Raw genomic sequence first — 18081 nt, 5'->3', positions numbered from 1 at the left:
CGGAAGGGCCGGCCCCGTGCGGGGCCGGCCCTTCCGTTTGTGCTGCTCAGAGCGGAGGATACGAGATTCGAACTCGTGAGGGTGTTAACCCAACACGCTTTCCAAGCGTGCGCCCTAGGCCTCTAGGCGAATCCTCCGCCGGCAAGGATACAGGTATCCCCGCCGTGACCCACGCCACCACCCTCCGGGATGTCCCGGGGCCCGCGCTAGAGTGGAGACACCCCCCGTGCGGCGTTCATCTCGTGAACCTCCCCAGGGCCGGAAGGCAGCAAGGATAAGCGAGCTCTGACGGGTGCACGGGGGGCCTTTTTATGCCCCGCTGACCTGTGCGACGACCTGTCGTACCCGGGTGGGAGGCTGGGGTGGCCGAGCCCATCCGCCGGCGGGAAGAATGGCGCGGTCGAGAGGAGGCGGGACGAGTGGCACTGGCGCTCTACCGCAAGTACCGGCCCAGGACGTTCGCCGAGGTCATCGGGCAGGAGCACGTCACCGAGCCGCTGTCGCAGGCGCTGCGCACGGGCCGGCTCAACCATGCCTACCTGTTCTCCGGTCCGCGGGGCTGCGGCAAGACCTCCAGCGCCCGCATTCTGGCCCGCTCGCTCAACTGCGAGCAGGGGCCGACCCCCGAGCCGTGCGGGTCGTGTGACTCGTGTCGCTCGCTGGCGGCGGACGGCGCGGGCTCGATCGACGTGATCGAGATCGACGCGGCCAGCCACGGTGGCGTCGACGATGCGCGGGAGCTGCGTGAGCGCGCGTTCTTCGCGCCCGCGAGCAGCCGCTTCAAGATCTATGTGATCGACGAGGCGCACATGGTCTCGCCCGCCGGCTTTAACGCGCTGCTCAAGCTCGTCGAGGAGCCGCCGGAGTACGTCAAGTTCATCTTCGCGACGACCGAGCCGGAGAAGGTGCTCGGCACGATCAAGTCGCGTACCCACCACTACCCGTTCCGATTGATCCCGCCGGGCGTGCTCCGCCCCTACCTCGAGCAGCTGTGCGAGGCCGAGGGCGTGACGGTGGACCCGGCGGTCTTTCCGCTGGTGGTCCGCGCCGGCGGCGGCAGCGCGCGGGACAGCCTGTCGGTGCTGGACCAGCTGATCGCGGGCGCGGGGCCGGAGGGGGTCGGCTACGCGCGGGCGGTGGCGCTGCTCGGGGTGACCGACGGCGCACTGCTCGACGAGATGTGCGATGCGCTGGCGGCCGGTGACGGCGCGGCCGCGTACGCGACGATCGACCGGGTCGCCGAGGCGGGGCATGATTCGCGGCGGTTCGCCTCCGACCTGCTGGAGCGACTGCGTGACCTGATCGTGCTCCAGCAGGTGCCGGACGCGGTGCAGAAGGGCCTGATCGACGGGCCGGCGGACCAGATCGAGCGGATGACGGCGCAGGCCGAACGCCTCGGACCGGCCACGCTGTCGCGCTGCGCCGACATCGTCCACAACGGGCTCGTCGAGATGCGCGGCACGACCGCGCCGCGCCTGCTGCTCGAGCTGGTCACGGCGCGCATGCTGCTGCCGGGGGCCGAGGACTCCACCGGGGCGCTGCTGCAGCGGCTGGAACGCATGGAGCGCCGGCTCACGCTCACCGGCGGCGAGGTGCCGCCGGTGGCCGCCGGCCCCGCGGCGACCCCGGCGGTACGTCCGTCGGGCGCCCCCGCGCCGGCCCAGGCTCCGGCCCCGCCGGCCCCGCCGGCCGAGCCGCCGGCCCCGCCGGCCGAGCCGCCGGCCCCGCCGGCGCCGTCCGCGGCGGACCGTGCGGCCCCGGCCGTGCAGTCGCCGTCGGTCCAGTCCCCGTCGGCCCCACCCGCGTCAACCCCCGCCGCGACGCCGCGGCCCGCGACGCCCCGCGCGGTGCCGCCCGAGGCGGTCATGCCCGATCCGGCCACCCCGGAGCCGGCCCGACCGGATGCGGTCGTGCCCGGCCAGCTCGACGCGGCCGCCGTACGGCGCGTGTGGGACGAGGTCCTCGGGATGGTGGCCCGGAAGAGCAAGCGCGCCGCCGCGGTGGTGCGGGAGGCGACGGTGCGGGACGTCGACGGCCAGACGCTGGTCCTGACGTTCCGGCACAGCGTGCACGCCAACATGCTCACCAGCTCCCCGGACCTGCTCGTCGAGGCCGTCTACGAGGTCCTCGGCGTCCGCTGGCAGATCCGGTGCGAGGTGGCGGGCGACCAGCGGGCGGCGGCCACGGCCGCGCCGGCCCGTCCGGCGTCGCCCCCGGCCCAGCCGCCCCGACCCCCGGTGGCCCCCGCCGAGCGGGTGGAGCGCGGCGCGACGACCGCGCGCGTCGCGCCCGCGAGCGGTCCGGCCGGCGACTCCGACTGGCCCGAGCCGGCGCGTCCGGGGGGTGTCGCGGCGGCGGCCCCGGCCGCCGACAACGGAGGCTGGCCGACCCCGGCCACGCCCGGTGGCGGGTCGCCGGCACCGGCTGGCGCCGACCCGGCCGGCGGTGGTGGCGCGACCGCCAAGAGCGGCAGCGGCGCGACCGCGACCCCCGGTAACGGCGCGACCGCCAAGACCGGTAACGGCGTGACCGCCCCGGAGGGCAACGCCAACGGCGGCGACCGGGCGCAGGGCAACGGGGTCCCGGGTCCCGGCCTGGCGGCCGCGCGTGCGGCGGCCGCGGGGCGCGGCGCGCGGCCCGGAGCGCCGGCGCCCGCGCAGGGCCAGGCGCAGGGCGCCTGGCGGGACGGGACGATGCCGGAGGAGCCGCCGTACGACCCCGAGTACGACGGCCCGCCGAAGGCGGCGGTCGCCGCCTACGAGGGGTTCGACCCGGGTGACGAGCCGCTCGATGAGGTCATCGACGAGCGGACCGCGCGGCAGACCAGCGAACAGCAGGCGCTGCAGTTGCTGCAGCAGACGCTCGGCGCCGAGAAGATCGGTGAGGAGGAGACGGCGCGGTAGCGTGCCCGATCTCACCGATCCGCCCGGTCCCGGCGCGCGCCGGTCGGGGTGGCGGCGCGGCCGTGACGGCGTGCCGGCGGCTAGGCTTGGCGGCGGCCCGAGCCCAGACATGAAGGAGCCCCCTGTGCGTCCCGGTGGACAGCCCAACCTGCAGCAGCTCATGAAGCAGGCGCAGAAGATGCAGCAGCAGATGGCGACCGCTCAGGCGGAGCTCGCCGAGGCCGAGCTGACCGGCACGGCCGGCGGCGGCCTCGTGACGGTGACCGTCTCGGGCACGGGTGACATCAAGGCTGTCAAGATCGACCCGAAGGCCGTCGACCCGGAGGACGTGGAGACGCTGGAGGACCTGGTGTTGGCGGCGGTGCGCAACGCCAGCGAGGCGGCGCGGCAGCTGACCGAGGAGAAGATGGGCCCGGTCACGGGTGGCATGGGCGGCCTCGGCCTGCCCGGTTTCTGAGCCGCCAGATGTACGAAGGCACCATTCAGGACCTGATCGACGAGCTGGGCCGGCTGCCGGGCGTGGGCCCGAAGAGCGCGCAGCGGATCGCGTTCCACATCCTGTCGGCGGACCCGGCCGACGTCACCCGACTGGCCAACGCGCTGCGCAAGGTCAAGGACCTGGTGCGGTTCTGCACGGTCTGCTTCAACGTGGCCGAGTCCGAGCAGTGCCGGATCTGCCGCGACGCGCGTCGCACCGACGAGGTGCTCTGCGTCGTGGAGGAGCCGAAGGACGTGGTGGCGATCGAGCGGACCGGTGAGTTCCGCGGTCGCTACCACGTGCTCGGCGGGGCCATCAATCCGCTGGAGGGCATCGGCCCGGACAATCTGCGGATCCGGGAGCTGATGCAGCGGCTCGGGTCCGGCGCGGTGCGGGAGCTGATCCTCGCCACCGACCCGAACACCGAGGGCGAGGCGACGGCGACGTACCTCGCGCTGATGGTCAAGCCGATGGGGATCGCGGTGACGCGGTTGGCGAGCGGGTTGCCGGTCGGCGGTGACCTGGAGTACGCGGACGAGATCACGCTCGGCCGGGCGTTCGAGGGGCGGCGCGCGGTCTGAGGCGCCCGCTCGGGGCGGTCGTCGACCGCCGCTGTATCGGCACGATCGATGACGCTTGATCTGCCGCTCGACCGAATTTCCCTCTGACAGGGGCTTGTCGAAACACCCGATCGATGTAACAAATTTGCATCGAGTTTATCCGGACAAAACGCCCATTTCTCCGCCCCGTCACGTGGGTTCGCGTACGGGCCGACACGGTAAGGACACGATCCGGTACCAACCGCTCACCGGTGAGTTTCCGGCCGCTCCGAACGCCCGCTAAGGTCTCGCCAACGGTGACCCCTGTCACCGCGTTGTTCGTACCGACAGGACGAGGTGAAGCACCATGCGTGCAGCAAGGCCGAAGGCCGCGCTGGCGGCCGTCGCGGTCGCGGCCCTCGCGGTAGCTGGCTGTGCCGAGAGCGACCGCGGTGATAGCTCGGGCTCGACGAAGGACACGTTGATCTTCGGCGTCGCCGGAGATCCGAAGGTCCTCGACCCCGGCCTCGCCAGCGACGGCGAGTCGCTGCGCGTCGCCCGGCAGGTCTTCGAGACGCTGGTCCGGCCGGAGGAGGGCGGCACCAAGGTCACGCCCGGCCTCGCCGAGAGCTGGACGCCGGACGCCGCCGGCACGACCTGGACGTTCAAGCTGCGTTCCGGCGTGAAGTTCCACGACGGCACCGACTTCAACGCCGAGGCGGTCTGCGCGAACTTCAACCGCTGGTACAACGCCAAGGGCCTGATGCAGAGCCCGGACGTGACGGCGTACTGGCAGGACGTGATGGGCGGCTTCGCGGCCAACGAGAACAAGGAGCTGCCGCCGAGCCTGTTCAAGTCGTGCACGGCGAAGGACGCCACCACGGTGGACCTCTCCTTCACCCGCGTCTCCAGCAAGATCCCGGCTGCGCTGATGCTGCCGTCGTTCTCCATCCACTCGCCGAAGGCGCTGGAGCAGTACCAGGCCAGCAACATCACCGGCAGCGCGGACGACATCAAGTACCCGTCGTACGCGATGGAGCACCCGACCGGCACCGGGCCGTTCAAGTTCAAGTCCTGGGACGTGGCGAACAAGACGCTGACCCTGGAGCGCAACGAGGACTACTACGGCAACAAGGCCAAGCTGAAGACGCTGATCTTCAAGACGATCTCGGACGAGAACGCCCGCAAGCAGGCGCTCCGCTCGGGTGACATCCAGGGCTACGACCTGGTGGGCCCGGCCGATGTCGAGCCGCTGAAGAAGGACGGGTTCAACGTCCTCACCCGGCCCGCGTTCAACATCCTCTACCTGGCGATCAACCAGAAGGGCAACCCGAAGCTGGCGGACGTGCGGGTGCGGCAGGCGATCGCGCACGCGCTCAACCGGCAGGCGCTGGTCGACTCGAAGCTGCCCCCGGGCGCCAAGGTGGCCGAGAACTTCATGCCGGACACCGTCGAGGGCTGGAACGGCGACGTCACCAAGTACGACTACAACCCGGAGAAGGCCAAGCAGCTGCTGGCCGCGGCGGGCGCGTCGAACCTGACGCTGCGGTTCCACTACCCGACCGAGGTCACCCGGCCGTACATGCCGAACCCGAAGGACATCTTCGAGCTGCTCTCGGCTGACCTGAAGGCGGTCGGCATCAACGTCCAGGCCATCCCGCTGAAGTGGAGCCCGGACTACCTCAACGCCACCACCTCCGGGACCAAGCACGACCTGCACTTCCTCGGCTGGACCGGTGACTACGGCGACGCCTACAACTTCATCGGCACCTTCTTCGACCGGCCGAAGGACGAGTGGGGCTTCACGAACAAGGCGCTGTTCGACCAGTTCAAGGACGCGGACACCACCGCCGACGCGGCGGCCCGGACGGAGAAGTACAAGGCCCTCAACAAGGCGGTCATGGACTTCCTGCCGGGTGTCCCGGTCTCGCACTCGCCGCCCGCGATCGTGTTCGGCAAGGACGTGACCGGCGTGAAGGCGAGCCCGCTCACCGACGAGCGGTTCGCGACCGCCGAGTTCAAGTCCTGACATAGCGAAATGGCCCCGTGGGCGGACGCGCGCTGCGCGTCCGCCCACGGGCTCCTCCTCCCCCCATCGAGGCGGCCGTGTTCCGTTTCATCGTCAGACGCCTGCTGCAGGTGATTCCCACCCTGTTCGGGCTCTCCATCCTGCTGTTCATCTGGCTCCACCGGCTGCCCGGCGGTCCGGAGACGGCGATCCTGGGTGAGCGCGGCACGCCCGAGATGCGGGCCGCGATCCGTCGCAATCTCGGCCTCGACGAGCCGATCCTGGTGCAGTACGGCCGCTTCATGAAGCGCCTGATCCAGTTCGACCTCGGCACCTCGACCTCCACCAAACGCGAGGTCACCACCGAGTTCCTGCAGCGGTTCCCCGGCACCGTCGAACTCACCGTCATGGCCATGCTGATCGCGATCGGGCTGGGCATCCCGCTCGGGTACCTCGCCGCGCGGCGCCGGGGCACCATCGTGGACCACGCCTCGGTCGCCGGCTCCCTCATCGGCATCTGCATCCCGGTGTTCTTCCTGGCGTACGTGCTGAAGGCCGTCTTCGCCGAGAACCTGGGCTGGCTGCCGTCGGCCGGGCGGCAGGACCCGACGATCGGGGCGACCCGGATCACCAACTTCTTCGTGCTCGACGGCCTGATGACCCGGGAGTGGGACGCCGCCGCCGACGCGCTGATACACCTGATCCTGCCGGGGCTCGCGCTGGCCAGCATCCCGCTGGCGGTCATCGTCCGGATCACCCGCGCGAGCGTGCTGGAGGTGCTCGGTGAGGACTTCGTGCGCACGGCGGAGGCGAAAGGGCTGACCGAGTCGGTGGTCCGCCGGCGCCACGTGCTGCGGAACGCGATGCTGCCGGTGGCGACCTCGATCGGTCTGCTCACCGGGCAGCTGCTCTCCGGGGCGGTGCTCACCGAGACCGTCTTCGCCTTCAGCGGGATCGGCGCCTTCCTCGCCGACGCGATCAGCCAGCGCGACTACCCCGTCCTGCAGGGCTTCATCTTGATCATCGCGTTGGTCTACGTCCTCGTGAACCTGGTGGTCGACGTGTCGTACACCCTGATCGACCCTCGGGTGCGTGTCCGATGAGCGGCGTCGCCACCCCGGGCCGGAAGAAGGCCGAGAAGATCGACCGGCTCGCCGAGCTGTCAGCGGCGCACGACGACGAACGCGGGGTCAGCCTCTGGCAGGAGGCGTTCCGACGGCTGCGGCGCAACCCCGCCGCGATCACCGGCGCCGCGATCCTGATGCTGTTCGTGCTGGTCGCCGTGTTCGGCCCGTTCCTGGTGCCGTACGCCACGACCGACACGATCGGCGTGCGCGAAGGGCTGGTGAAGTCCGGCCAGGGCATCATCCCTGGCAGCTCCGCGGACCACTGGCTGGGCTTCGACCACCAGGGCCGGGACGAGTTCAGCCGGCTGGTCGTCGGGGCGCGCCAGACGCTGCTCGTCGGTGTCGTGTCGACGCTGGTCGGTCTCGCCGTCGGTGCGCTGATCGGCGGAATCGCCGGCGCGGCCGCCGGCATCGGCGGGCGTTGGGGTCGGTGGATCGACACGACCCTGATGCGCATCGTCGACATGCTGCTGGCGCTGCCGAGCCTGCTGCTCGCGGTGAGCATCGCCGCGCTGCTCGGCGCGAGCCTCGTCACGGTGATGATCGCCGTCGGCATGATCTCGGTGCCGGTCTTCGCGCGGCTGCTGCGCGGCTCGATGATCGCCCAGGCCGGCTCGGACTACGTGCTCGCGGCCACCGCGCTCGGCGTACGCAAGTCGAAGATCGCGTTGACCCACATCGTGCCGAACTCGCTCGCCCCGGTGATCGTCCAGGCGACGTTGACGCTGGCCACCGCGATCATCGAGGCGGCCGCGCTCTCCTTCCTCGGGCTCGGCAACCCCGACTCGGCCGTGCCGGAGTGGGGCGTGATGCTCGCCGACGCGCAGCCGTACCTCGGTACCCGGCCGGCGCTGGCGATCTACCCGGCCGTCGCCATCATCATCACGGCGCTGGGCTTCACGCTGCTCGGTGAGGCGATGCGCGAGGCTCTCGACCCGAAACTGCGGAAGTGATCCGTCATGGCGTTGCTTGATGTTGAGGATCTGTCCGTGACCTTTGCCCGCCGCGGTCAGCGCACCGTGCGCGCGGTGGACGGGGTGTCGTTCTCGGTCGACGCCGGAGAGGTGGTCGGGCTCGTCGGCGAGTCCGGCTGCGGCAAGAGCGTCACGTCGCTGGCGATCATGGGACTGCTGCCGCGCCAGAAGGGCGTGCACATCGGCGGCAAGGCCAGCTTCGACGGCACGGACCTCCTGCAACTGGACGCCCGGTCGATGCGGGACGTCCGCGGCCGCGACGTGGCGATGATCTTCCAGGACCCGCTCTCGTCGCTCAACCCGGTCGTCCCGCTCGGGATCCAGGTGACCGAGGTGCTGCAGCGCCACCGCGGCATGAAGGGCGAGGCCGCGGCCAAGGAGGCGGCGGCCCTGCTCGACCGGGTCGGCATCCCGGACCCGCGGCGGCGGCTGAAGGAGTTCCCGCACCAGCTCTCGGGCGGGATGCGGCAGCGGGCGCTGATCGCGATGGCGGTGGCCTGCCGTCCCCGGCTGCTGATCGCCGACGAGCCCACCACCGCCCTCGACGTCACCATCCAGGCGCAGATCCTGGAACTGCTCAAGGAGCTGGTGCGCGAGTCCGGCACCGCGCTCGTCATGATCACGCACGACCTGGGCGTCGTCGCCGGGATGTGCGACACGATCAACGTCCTGTACGCCGGCCGGGTGATCGAGACCGCCCGCCGTCGCCCGCTCTTCGCGGAGCCGCACCACCCGTACACCGTGGGGTTGCTCGGTTCGGTTCCGCGGCTGGACGCGGGCCGGGGCGAGCGCCTGACGCCGATCCCCGGCTCGGTCCGGGACGTGCTGCCCTGGCCCGACGGCTGCGCGTTCGCGCCCCGCTGCCACCGGCGGGTCGACGCGTGCGTCGGCGAGCCCCCCGAGTTGGTGCTCACCCATACCGGGCACAGCTACCGATGCGTCAACCCGGTCACCGGACCGGTGGCGCCGGCCCGCGCGCAGGAGGAACAGGCGTGACCGAGACGCTCGTGGAGGTCCGCGACCTCAAGGTGCACTTCCCGATCAAAAAAGGCGTGCTCTTCGACCGGGTCGTCGGGCACGTCAAGGCCGTCGACGGGGTCGATCTGCGCATCGAGCGGGGGAAGACGTACGGGCTGGTCGGGGAGTCCGGCTGCGGCAAGTCCACCCTCGGCCGCGCCATCCTGCAGCTGACGCCGCCGACGGGCGGCGAGGTGAGCTTCGACGGCGTGCGGCTGACGTCGCTGCGCCCTGCCGAGCTGCGCGGCATGCGCCGCCGGATGCAGATGATCTTCCAGGATCCGATGTCCAGCCTGGACCCGCGGCAGAACGTCGAGTCGATCCTTGTCGAGGGGCTGCAGGCGCACGGCATCGGTGCCAACCGCGACGAGCGCCGGCAGATCATCGCCAAGACGCTCGACGCCGTCGGACTGCCGCGCTGGGCGCTGTCCCGGTACCCGCACGAGTTCTCCGGCGGGCAGCGCCAGCGGATCGGCATCGCCCGGGCGCTCGTGCTGGGCCCCGATCTGATCGTGGCGGACGAGCCGGTCTCCGCGCTCGACGTCTCGATTCAGGCGCAGGTGGTGAACCTGCTGGACGAACTCCAGGACGAGCTGGGTCTGACGTACCTGGTGATCGCGCACGACCTCGCCGTGGTCCGGCACATCTCCGACGTGGTCGGCGTGATGTATCTCGGAACCCTGGTCGAGGAGGCGCCGAGCGACCGTCTCTACCGCGAGCCGCTGCACCCGTACACCCGCGCGCTGATGTCGGCCGTGCCGGTGCCCGACCCGGAGGTGGAGGACCGCCGCGAGCGGATCCTGCTCGCCGGTGACCTGCCCTCGCCGGCCAACCCGCCGGCCGGGTGCCGCTTCCATACCCGCTGCCCGTGGGCCCAGCCGACGCGGTGCGCGGACGAGCGGCCGGCGCTGCGGCAGGTGGGCGAGAGCCGGGTGGCCTGCCACTGGGCGGAGCAGATCGCCAGCGGCGAGCTGCGGCCGCACCGGGTCGCCCCCCAGATGGTCCGCCCCGCGGACGAGGGGGCGGAGCCGGGGACGGTGTCAGCGCCGAGCGAGCCCGGCTCGTACGTCTGACGGCCGGCGGCGTCAGCCCTCGGGGCGGTGGAGCAGGCCGACCGCGATCGTGTGCACGGCGTCCAGGCCGGCGGGGTCGGCCAGCGGCGCCCGTGCCCCGGTCACCGCGTACCACTCGTCGGCGTCCTTGTACTGCACGCGGAGCGTGACCTGGCCGTCGGAGAGTTCGGTGCGCAGGGTCAGTTCGCCGGTCACGACCCCGACCTCGTCCGTCATCACGCCGCCCGGCCCCGGCACGATGTCGGCCGTGCGACTGTCGGCCCCGGCTACGGTCGCTTCGCCCATGAGCATGTCTCCAACATGTCGGTGAGCGTGGCCTTCTCCGCGCTCGTCACGGACAACCGCCAGTGGTGCTTCACCGCGATCCAGTGCTCGGCGTACGTGCACCAGTAGTCGCGGTTCGGCGGCTTCCACTGGGATGGATCCTGATCACCTTTTGCCCGGTTGGACGTCGCGGAAACCGCGATCAGCTGCGGTCGGGTCAGATCGTTGGCGAACTCGCCGCGCCGTTGGTCGTCCCAGTCCGCCGCCCCGGACCGCCACGCGTTGGCCAGCGGCACCACGTGGTCGATGTCCACCTGCGACGGGTCCGACAGCGTGCGGTCGTCGTACACGCTCACCCAGCGCCCGCCGACCACGTTGCAGCCGCGGAGCCGGACGTCGCGCCCGTCCCGCTTGAGCACCGTGTCCCGGACATCGCAGTTCTCCCCGGTCTCGCGCCAGTGCGGGAATCGGGACCGGCTGTACCCGCGCATCGAGCCGGCGGTGGCCACGGTGAGCCGCCCGAGCAGTTGGACGGAGTCGGCCGCCGATGAGGGCGCGGTCGTCGGGCCGGGGGACGGGGCGCAGGCCGCGGCGCCGGCGACGGCCGCGGCCGCGAGGAGCGCGGCCGCCGTGCGGCGCCAGGTCGCGGATCGGGTACGGAAGGAAGGCACGGGACAAGCTTGCGGGGTACGGGCGGCGCGCGCGAGCGGAGGCGACGGTTTCGGCGATTCGCGGCTAACCCGATATTTTGCCGGCACATTGGAAACCATGACCGAGCCCCCGGCCACGCTGCGGCTGGCCTCGCCGGCCGGCCGCGGCGTGATGCTCGCCACGACGCTCGCCTCCGGCATGGCCTTCCTGGACGCCACCGTCGTCAACGTCGCGCTGCCGCATCTCGGCCGCGAGCTGCACGCGTCCACCGCCGGTCTCCAGTGGACGGTGGACGGCTACCTGCTGACGCTCGCCGCGTTCGTGCTGCTCGGCGGCGCGCTCGGCGACCGGTACGGCAGGCGCCGCGTGTTCGTCATCGGCGTCGTGTGGTTCACCGTCGCATCGGTGCTCTCCGGGCTGGCCGGCGGCGTCGAGCTGCTGATCGCCGCGCGGGTGCTGCAGGGCGTCGGCGCGGCGCTGCTCACGCCCGGCTCGCTGTCGGTGCTGCGGGCCAGCTTCCACCCCGACGACCGGGGACGCGCGATCGGCGTCTGGTCCGGGCTCTCCGGGGTGTCGACGGCGGTCGGCCCGTTCCTCGGCGGCTGGCTGATCGACGCCCTCTCCTGGCGGTGGATCTTCTTCCTGAACCTGCCGCTCGGGGCGCTCGTCCTGCTCGCCGCGCTGCGCTGGGTGCCGGAGAGCCGCGACCCCGCCACCGAGCGTCCGCCCTTCGACCTGGCCGGGGCACTGCTCGGCGCGCTCGGCCTCGGCGGCGTCGCGTACGCCCTGATCGAGGCCCCGGCCCGCGGCCCCGGCTCCGCATCGGTGCTCGCGGCCGTCGCGTTCGGGGTCGCCGCCACCGCGCTCTTCGTCGCGGTCGAACGGCGTCGCGGCTCCGCCGCGATGCTGCCCCCGGAGCTCTTCGCGGTCCGGCTTTTCGGCGTCCTCAACCTCTACACGGTCGCGATCTACGCCGCGCTCGGCGGGCAGCTCTTCTTCCTTTCCGTGCAGCTCCAGACGGTCGCGCACTACTCGGCGCTGCAGACCGGGTTGGCCACGCTGCCGATCACGATCCTGCTCGCCGCGGGCTCGCCCGCGGCGGGCGCGCTCGCCGCGCGGATCGGACCCCGCCTGCTACTGGTCGCGGGGCCGCTGGTCGGCGGGCTCGGTGTGCTGCTGCTGCGCGGCGTCGGACCGAACGCGCCGTACTGGACCGACGTGCTGCCGGGTGTGTCGCTCTTCGGACTCGGCATGATGATGGTCGTCGCGCCGCTGACCACCGCCGTGCTCGGCGCGGTCGACGACCGGTTCTCCGGGGTGGCGAGCGGCTTCAACAATGCCGCGGCCCGGGCCGGCGGGCTGCTGGCGGTGGCGGCGCTGCCGCTGCTGGTCGGCCTCTCCGGCTCCGCGTACCAGATGCCCGGCGCGTTCACCGCGGCGTTCCGGGCCGCGATGCTCTGGTGCGCCGGGCTCATGCTCGCCGGCGCCGCCCTGGCCGCCCTCTTCGTACGGAAGGGCCCCTCGTCAGCGCAGCCCGGCTGACAAGGGGCCCCTTCCTGACGCCCGGTTCAGGCGTGCGCGCGGTTCACGGCGCTCGTGACGGCCTTCACCGAGGCGGTCACGATGTTCGGGTCGAGCCCGACGCCCCAGACCGTGCGGCCGTCGACCTCACACTCCACGTACGCGGCGGCCTGCGCGTCGCCACCCGAGGACATCGCGTGCTCCGCGTAGTCGAGCACCCGGACCCGGACGTTCAGCGCCTGCAGCGCGTTCACGTACGCGTCGATCGGGCCGTTGCCCACCGCGACCAGCGACCGGCGTTCGCCGCCCGTGCGGACCGTCGCGTCGATCTCGACCTTGCCGTCGACGGTGGCCGTGGCGTAGCCGTCCAGCGCCACCTTCGGCGATTCCTGGTGGTCGACCAGGTACTGGCCCGCGAAGATCTCCCACATCCGCTGCGGTTCGACCTCGCCGCCGGAATCGTCGGTGAACTGCTGCACCACGCCCGAGAACTCGATCTGCAGCCGGCGCGGCAGGTCCAGGTGGTGCTCGGTCTTCATGATGTACGCGACGCCGCCCTTGCCGGACTGCGAGTTCACCCGGATCACGGCCTCGTACGTGCGACCGACGTCCTTCGGGTCGATCGGCAGGTACGGCACGCCCCACACGTGGTCGTCGACTCCGACGCCCGCGGCCCGGGCGTCGGCGCCGAGCGCGTCCAGCCCCTTCTTGATCGCGTCCTGGTGGGAGCCGGAGAAGGCCGTGTAGACCAGGTCGCCGGCGTACGGGTGCCGCTCGTGGACCGGCAGCTGGTTGCAGTACTCGACGGTCCGCTTGATCTCGTCGATCCGGGAGAAGTCGATCTGCGGGTCGATGCCCTGGGAGAAGAGGTTGAGCCCCAGCGTCACCAGGTCCACGTTGCCCGTGCGCTCGCCGTTGCCGAACAGGCAGCCCTCGATCCGGTCCGCGCCGGCCAGCAGGCCGAGCTCGGCGGCCGCCACACCGGTGCCGCGGTCGTTGTGCGGGTGCAGCGACAGGATCAGGCTGTCGCGCCGCGGCAGCCGGCGGTGCATCCACTCGATCGAGTCGGCGTAGACGTTCGGCGTCGCCATCTCGACGGTGGCGGGCAGGTTGATGATCAGCGGCCGCTCGGGGGTCGGATCGATCACGTCGATGACCGCGCTGCAGACCTCCAGCGCGTAGTCCAGCTCCGTGCCCGTGTAGGACTCGGGGGAGTACTCGTAGTAGATCTCGGTGTCGGGCGTGTGGATCTCGGCGTACTTCTGGCACAGCCGTGCGCCCTGCGTGGCGATGTCCTTGATGCCGTCGCGGTCGAGGCCGAAGACCACTCGGCGCTGCAGTGTCGAGGTCGAGTTGTAGAAGTGCACGATCGCGCGCTTGGCGCCGCGCAGCGACTCGAAGGTGCGGTCGATCAGGTGCTCACGGCACTGGGTCAGCACCTGGATCGTCACGTCGTCGGGGATCAGGTCCTGCTCGATCAGCTGCCGCACGAAGTCGTAGTCGGTCTGGCTGGCGGACGGGAAACCGACCTCGATCTCCTTGTAGCCCAGCTGGACCAGCAGGTTGAACATCCGGCGCTTGCGCTCCGGCGACATCGGGTCGATCAGCGCCTGGTTGCCGTCGCGCAGGTCCACCGCGCACCACCGCGGCGCGGCCTCGACCCGCCGCCCCGGCCACTGCCGGTCCGGCAGCTCGATCGGGAACTGCTGGTGGTACGGCTGGTAGCGCTGGTACGGCATGCGGCTCGGGCGCTGCCGGGCGATCGGATCGACGTCGGTATCGGCTACATCAGACATGTCGGAACTCCTGGGTCATGTGACGGGGGCCGCCGTCGGCGGGGCAGGTCTGTCGGTGCGAGAGCCTTCGATCCGCCGGGTGAGGAACGGGGATCGACCGGAAGAGACGAGGCGGCGCGCGTCAACTCCGCGACGAGGTGCCGGCCTGGTGGGCCTCGCCGCGGCAACGAAGAAGGATCGCCTGCCACATGACTTCCGTCACCCTACGTGATCAACAGGGCTCCTCCAAGCCGAGCCCGGACTCTGAGACGAAGCTCCCTTTCGGCGCGCCACTTTCACCCGGCGTGTTCGGGTGATATCCGTGTGTAGAACCTATTCCGAGAGTAACGTGCTTATGGGCGATTTATGCCCTACGGGGGAGGCGGGGATGGGCGAGGCCACAGCTGGCGGCGTGCGGACCGAACACCGCGACGCGGACCAGGTGACGGAGGTATTCCGGCGGCCGGACCTACCCGCCGGGGCGACGCCGCAACCGCCGACGGCCGGCGCTGAGCCGGCCGCGGCGGACGCGGCGCGACACCGCCCCGAACCGCTCCCCGACCCGGAGCCCGGCGGGCGGCCCGAGCCCGTACGCCTGACGTGGATGACCGCGCCCGCCGCCGACCCGCGTGCCGCGGCGCCGGTCGATCCCGTCTTCGACATCGATCTTCCGCTCGACGTCGAGCCCGAGCCCGAGCCCGAGCCCGCGCCCCCGGTCGCCGCGCGGCCGCCCGCGTCGCCGCACGACGTCGGGCTGTCGCACGACGCCGCGGCGATCAGCGCCGAGCCGGCCCCCCGCGACGTCACGGACGCCGACGACGCCTCGGCGCCGTCCTGGAACCGTCCCAGCGGCGTCTCCCCCATCACCCGCGCGGAGCGCCGGGCCGCGGAGGCCGCGGCCACGGCGCGGGCGACCGGAGTGGAACAGTCGGGCACGGTGCTGGGGCAGGCCGTCTGGGCGCTCACCCGCGTCGCGTTCGGCGTCGCCTTCCTGTGGACGTTCCTCGACCGACTCCTCGGGTTCGGCGCCCCCACGCCCGCGGCCGCGTCCTGGCGCGCCGGAGCGCCGCCGATCAGCGGCGTCCTCGGCGCGGTGGACGGGCCGTTCGGCGAGGCGTTCGGCCGGCTGGCGGGGCACGCCTGGGTGGACTGGGCGTTCATGGTCGCGCTTGCCGCGGTCGGGCTCGGGCTGCTGCTCGGCGTCGGGATGACCGTCGCCGCGACGGCCGGCACCGCGCTGCTGGTGCTGAGCTGGCTGGCGGCGCTGCCGATCGAGGGCAACCCGTTCCTGGACGGGCGGCTTCTCGGGGCGCTGGTGATCATCTGCCTCGCCGTGAGCGGCGCCGGACTGCGCTTCAGCCTCGCCCCGTGGTGGCGGCGCACCGCCGCGGTCCGGAAGCTGCCCGTCCTGCGGTAGCGGCCCGGCCGTGCCCGGGTCTGTAGGCGGATCAGCCCGGTGCCGGGCATAACGGCGGATCAGCCGACCGTCCGGGTGCTCGGGGCGTCCGACGGCGCGGCGGGCCCGCCCACCTCGAGCGGCTCGCGGTCGACGACCGGGGCGGGCAACGAGATCGTGGGTGGCCCGGCGGCCGGCGGACCCGAGAGCGCCAGCGTCCCGAAGTCCAGCTTCGCGCCGGTCGGGGTGCCGGAGCCGTCGTAGCAGTAGATGCCGGGCTCCAACGCGGGCGCGATCGACGCGGACGTGGATTCGACGGAGAAGCAGGAGCCTTCGAGGCCGAGCGGGGCCTCGGCCGTCGAGACCGACAGCGGCGCCTGGCGGTCGGTCAGCACCTCCTGCCAGTCGGCGAAGGCGTGCTGCACCCGCGGGTCGATGCGGGTCGGCAGCGTCGAGCCGGGCTCACCGACCCGTACGCAGACGGGATCCACGTGGTTCATGTCGGACGGCAGGGCGCACTGGTAGATGCCGTCGGCGTTCTGCGCGATCGAGATGTCGATGGTGCCGCCGAGCGCCCCGCCCGGGATGTCGACGCGCCAGCTGCGGTCGGTCGCCCGGGTCACGCCCACCGTCCGGTCGGGCTGGCCGGGCACGGTCAGCGTGTAGAACGCGGTGAGGCCGCGGTCCTGGGCCAGCGCGGCGAACCCCGCGATCTGCGACCGCGGGTCGGCGGCGTCGGCCCCGGCGGTGCTGCCGCTCGGTGTCGGCCCGCTGGGCGTCGACTCCGACCCGCACCCCGTGAGCAGCAGGGGAACGGCGAGCAGCACCATCGGCAGCAGAGCACGACGGCCGGCAGCGGGCGGGACCGCAGGAACGCGCATCCGACTATTCTGTCCACGGAGAAGCGTTTCGATCGGCCAGGTCGGTCCCGCAACGCCCGGCGTGTCGCGTACCGGCCGGATCGTGGGATCGGTTGTCTGTGCCGGTAGTGGCCGCCGGTACCCTGATGGGGACTTACCTGGGCGCCGCCGGCAGCAGACCGGCGGCGTCGGCACGCTCAGCCCGACCGGAGGGAGTGGACCGCCGTGGCACTGGTGGTGCAGAAGTACGGCGGCTCCTCGGTCGCCGACGCCGAGCGGATCAAGCGCGTCGCGGAACGCATCGTCGGCGCGCGCAAGGGCGGCGACGACGTCGTGGTCGTCGTCTCCGCGATGGGCGACAGCACCGACGAGCTGCTCGACCTGGCTCACCAGGTCAGCCCGCTGCCGCCGGGCCGGGAGCTCGACATGTTGCTCACCGCCGGCGAGCGCATCTCGATGGCGCTGCTCGCCATGGCGATCAACAACCTGGGGTACGAGGCCCGGTCCTTCACCGGATCGCAGGCCGGCGTGCTCACCACCTCCGTGCACGGCCGCGCCCGGATCATCGACGTCACGCCCGGCCGTCTGCAGGGCGCGCTCGACGAGGGCGCGATCGCGATCGTCGCCGGCTTCCAGGGCGTCGCCCAGGACACGAAGGACATCACGACCCTGGGCCGGGGTGGCTCCGACACCACCGCAGTCGCGCTGGCCGCGGCGCTGGGCGCGGACGTGTGCGAGATCTACACCGACGTCGACGGCGTGTTCACCGCGGATCCGCGTATCGTCCCCAACGCACGTCACATCAAGCAGATCACGTACGAAGAGATGCTGGAGTTGGCCGCCTGCGGCGCGAAGGTGCTCCACTTGCGAAGCGTGGAGTACGCGCGCCGGGCCGGGCTGCCGATCCACGTCCGCTCGTCGTACTCGACCAACGTCGGCACCATGGTCACCGGATCGATGGAGGAGCTTCCCGTGGAGCAAGCGCTGATCACCGGGGTCGCTCACGACCGCAGCGAGGCGAAGATCACGATCGTCGGGGTTCCGGACGAGCCGGGGGCGGCCGCGCGGATCTTCGAGACCGTCTCGAACGCCGAGATCAACATCGACATGATCGTGCAGAACGTGTCGACCGAGGGCACCGGGCGGACCGATATCTCGTTCACGCTGCCCAAGGCCGACGGGCCGACCGCGATGGCCGCGCTCAGCAAGATCCAGGAGCCGGTCAAGTTCAAGGGCCTGCTCTACGACGACCACGTCGGCAAGGTGTCCCTGATCGGCGCCGGCATGCGGTCGCACCCCGGCGTGGCCGCCGGCTTCTTCGCGGCGCTCGGCTCGGCCGGGGTCAACATCGAGATGATCTCCACGTCGGAGATCCGGGTGTCCGTCGTCTGCCGGGACACCGACCTGGACACCGCCGTGCGAGCCGTGCACGAGGCCTTCGACCTCGGCGGCAGCGAGGAGGCGGTCGTCTACGCCGGCACCGGGAGGTGAGCCG

The 18081-nt window shown here is 71.9% G+C and carries 15 protein-coding genes, 1 tRNA gene and 1 other RNA gene; 12 read left to right on the top strand and 5 right to left on the bottom strand.

Translation table 11 applies throughout. From position 1 onward, the window contains the following. Positions 1-52 precede the first annotated feature (52 nt). Positions 53-137, bottom strand: a tRNA-Ser gene (locus BLW47_RS03985). Between the two features lie 81 nt (positions 138-218). On the opposite strand from BLW47_RS03985, the gene ffs reads away from it, so the two are divergent. The 9 genes from ffs to BLW47_RS03940 all read left to right on the top strand — a co-directional run bounded on the left by ffs (position 219) and on the right by BLW47_RS03940 (position 10119). Next, positions 219-309: signal recognition particle sRNA small type (gene ffs / locus BLW47_RS03980), an RNA gene on the top strand. A gap of 110 nt (positions 310-419) precedes the next feature. Beyond that, complete coding sequence (locus tag BLW47_RS03975; protein WP_091551458.1) at positions 420-2903, top strand: DNA polymerase III subunit gamma and tau; 2484 nt, start codon at positions 420-422, stop codon at positions 2901-2903. A gap of 148 nt (positions 2904-3051) precedes the next feature. Then, positions 3052-3360 (top strand): YbaB/EbfC family nucleoid-associated protein, encoded by a 309-nt coding sequence (locus BLW47_RS03970; protein WP_217634781.1) that lies wholly within the window; start codon positions 3052-3054, stop codon positions 3358-3360. A gap of 8 nt (positions 3361-3368) precedes the next feature. Further along, positions 3369-3962, top strand: a complete 594-nt coding sequence (gene recR / locus BLW47_RS03965; protein WP_091551454.1) for a recombination mediator RecR — start codon at positions 3369-3371, stop codon at positions 3960-3962. Positions 3963-4287: 325 nt separating this feature from the next. Further along, positions 4288-5949, top strand: coding sequence for an ABC transporter substrate-binding protein (locus tag BLW47_RS03960; RefSeq protein ID WP_091551451.1), 1662 nt, complete (start codon positions 4288-4290; stop codon positions 5947-5949). 77 nt (positions 5950-6026) lie between these two features. Further along, the gene (locus BLW47_RS03955) at positions 6027-7031 is read left to right on the top strand and encodes an ABC transporter permease (protein WP_091551449.1); all 1005 of its coding nucleotides are present in this window, start codon (positions 6027-6029) and stop codon (positions 7029-7031) included. Continuing rightward, positions 7028-8008, top strand: a complete 981-nt coding sequence (locus BLW47_RS03950; RefSeq protein ID WP_091551446.1) for an ABC transporter permease — start codon at positions 7028-7030, stop codon at positions 8006-8008. Before BLW47_RS03955 ends, BLW47_RS03950 begins: the two co-directional genes overlap by 4 nt. Positions 8009-8014: 6 nt before the next feature. Beyond that, a complete protein-coding gene (locus tag BLW47_RS03945; protein WP_091551443.1) occupies positions 8015-9025 on the top strand; it encodes an ABC transporter ATP-binding protein in 1011 nt (336 codons plus the stop codon). Next, a complete protein-coding gene (locus BLW47_RS03940; RefSeq protein ID WP_091551441.1) occupies positions 9022-10119 on the top strand; it encodes an ABC transporter ATP-binding protein in 1098 nt (365 codons plus the stop codon). Before BLW47_RS03945 ends, BLW47_RS03940 begins: the two co-directional genes overlap by 4 nt. Positions 10120-10131: 12 nt before the next feature. On the opposite strand, the gene BLW47_RS03935 is transcribed toward BLW47_RS03940, so the two are convergent. Both BLW47_RS03935 and BLW47_RS03930 read right to left on the bottom strand, forming a co-directional pair. After that, positions 10132-10488, bottom strand: a complete 357-nt coding sequence (locus tag BLW47_RS03935; RefSeq protein WP_342708891.1) for a hypothetical protein — start codon at positions 10486-10488, stop codon at positions 10132-10134. After that, positions 10386-11054 carry an HNH endonuclease family protein gene (locus tag BLW47_RS03930; RefSeq protein WP_245736318.1) on the bottom strand — a complete coding sequence of 223 codons (669 nt, stop codon included), beginning with the start codon at positions 11052-11054 and terminating at the stop codon, positions 10386-10388. The genes BLW47_RS03935 and BLW47_RS03930 overlap by 103 nt, the downstream gene beginning before the upstream one ends. A gap of 97 nt (positions 11055-11151) precedes the next feature. On the opposite strand from BLW47_RS03930, the gene BLW47_RS03925 reads away from it, so the two are divergent. After that, positions 11152-12576, top strand: coding sequence for an MFS transporter (locus BLW47_RS03925; RefSeq protein WP_091551434.1), 1425 nt, complete (start codon positions 11152-11154; stop codon positions 12574-12576). Positions 12577-12602: 26 nt separating this feature from the next. Here BLW47_RS03925 and leuA read toward each other — a convergent pair whose 3' ends face one another. Next, a complete protein-coding gene (gene leuA, locus BLW47_RS03920; RefSeq protein WP_091551431.1) occupies positions 12603-14351 on the bottom strand; it encodes a 2-isopropylmalate synthase in 1749 nt (582 codons plus the stop codon). Between the two features lie 367 nt (positions 14352-14718). Between leuA and BLW47_RS03915 the strand changes: the two genes are divergently transcribed. Beyond that, complete coding sequence (locus BLW47_RS03915) at positions 14719-15747, top strand: hypothetical protein (protein WP_091551428.1); 1029 nt, start codon at positions 14719-14721, stop codon at positions 15745-15747. Positions 15748-15806: 59 nt separating this feature from the next. Here BLW47_RS03915 and BLW47_RS03910 read toward each other — a convergent pair whose 3' ends face one another. Beyond that, complete coding sequence (locus BLW47_RS03910) at positions 15807-16607, bottom strand: hypothetical protein (protein ID WP_139307147.1); 801 nt, start codon at positions 16605-16607, stop codon at positions 15807-15809. A 204-nt stretch (positions 16608-16811) separates the two neighbouring features. Between BLW47_RS03910 and BLW47_RS03905 the strand changes: the two genes are divergently transcribed. Continuing rightward, a complete protein-coding gene (locus BLW47_RS03905; RefSeq protein WP_091551423.1) occupies positions 16812-18077 on the top strand; it encodes an aspartate kinase in 1266 nt (421 codons plus the stop codon). Positions 18078-18081 lie beyond the last annotated feature (4 nt).

It is taken from the genome of Micromonospora pattaloongensis (genome assembly GCF_900107255.1).
Classification (GTDB): Bacteria; Actinomycetota; Actinomycetes; order Mycobacteriales; family Micromonosporaceae; genus Micromonospora_I; species Micromonospora_I pattaloongensis.
This window is presented reverse-complemented; position numbering and strand designations above follow the sequence as displayed.